The 817-nt window shown below is 72.3% G+C and carries 1 protein-coding gene; it reads right to left on the bottom strand.

Going from position 1 to position 817, the window contains the following annotated elements; translation table 11 throughout:
• The coding region (locus tag FV223_RS28915) for a GDSL-type esterase/lipase family protein (protein WP_147730033.1) at positions 1-769 on the bottom strand (769 nt) is incomplete at its 3' end.
• Positions 770-817: the final 48 nt, after the last annotated feature.

The raw sequence follows: 817 nt of genomic DNA, 5'->3' as shown, positions 1-817 counted from the left end.
ACCTCGTGGCCGGCGCCGTCGCGATCGGCGGCGCGGCCGCGCTGCCGGTGGCGTCGGGCTGCTGCAGCGACAGCGTGATCGCCCGGCTGACATGCTCGGCCATGCAGCGCAGGCCGAGGTCGTTCAGCCGGAATTGCTGGCCGAGCATGTGGCCCTCGCCCTTGTCGCTGCGCCCGGCGAGGTAGCGCATCGCGTCGTAGCGCAGCACCAGCGGCACCTTCTCATTCGTCGCCACGGTGCGCACCGACTGGACGATGCTGGTGTAGTACGCGTCGGCGGCGAGGCTGGCGGTGTAGAGCGGATCGACCAGGACCACGTCGATGTCGTGCGACTTGATCCACCTCACGGTCTCTGTGAGGGCGTCGGTGAAGGCGTCGAGCTCGACCCGGGCGAGGGCGTCGTGGGTACCCACCTGCCAGATCACGAGGTCCGGCTCGACGTCGGCCACCATGCTGCGCAGGCGCTCCGCCGCGCCCGAGGCGATCTCGCCCTGGAGGCCGCGATACTCCATCACTACGTCGACGTTGGGCATCGCGCGCTCCAGCGCCGTCTCGAGCTTGACCGGGTAGGTCGCGGACGCGCCGGGCGCGGCATTGCCGCCGATGGCGAGCACCCGCACCGGGCGCTTCTTCAGGATCGCCGCCTTCACCGCCTCGAGCTGGGCCAGCGTGTAGAGCTGCGAGCCCGGCACGCGGCATTCGGGCGACAGGCTGGGATCGGCGGGCTCCGCCTCCTTGGCCGCGGCGCCGGAGGGCGGGGACACGATCATGGGAGCGCCGCTCGACCGGGGCGCGGCCTCGCGGGGGGCGTCCTGCGC

It is taken from the genome of Methylobacterium sp. WL116, from assembly GCF_008039455.1.
Lineage (GTDB): Bacteria > Pseudomonadota > Alphaproteobacteria > Rhizobiales > Beijerinckiaceae > Methylobacterium.
The sequence above is the reverse complement of the archived record's forward strand: the minus strand, read 5'-3'. Positions and strand labels throughout refer to the sequence as shown.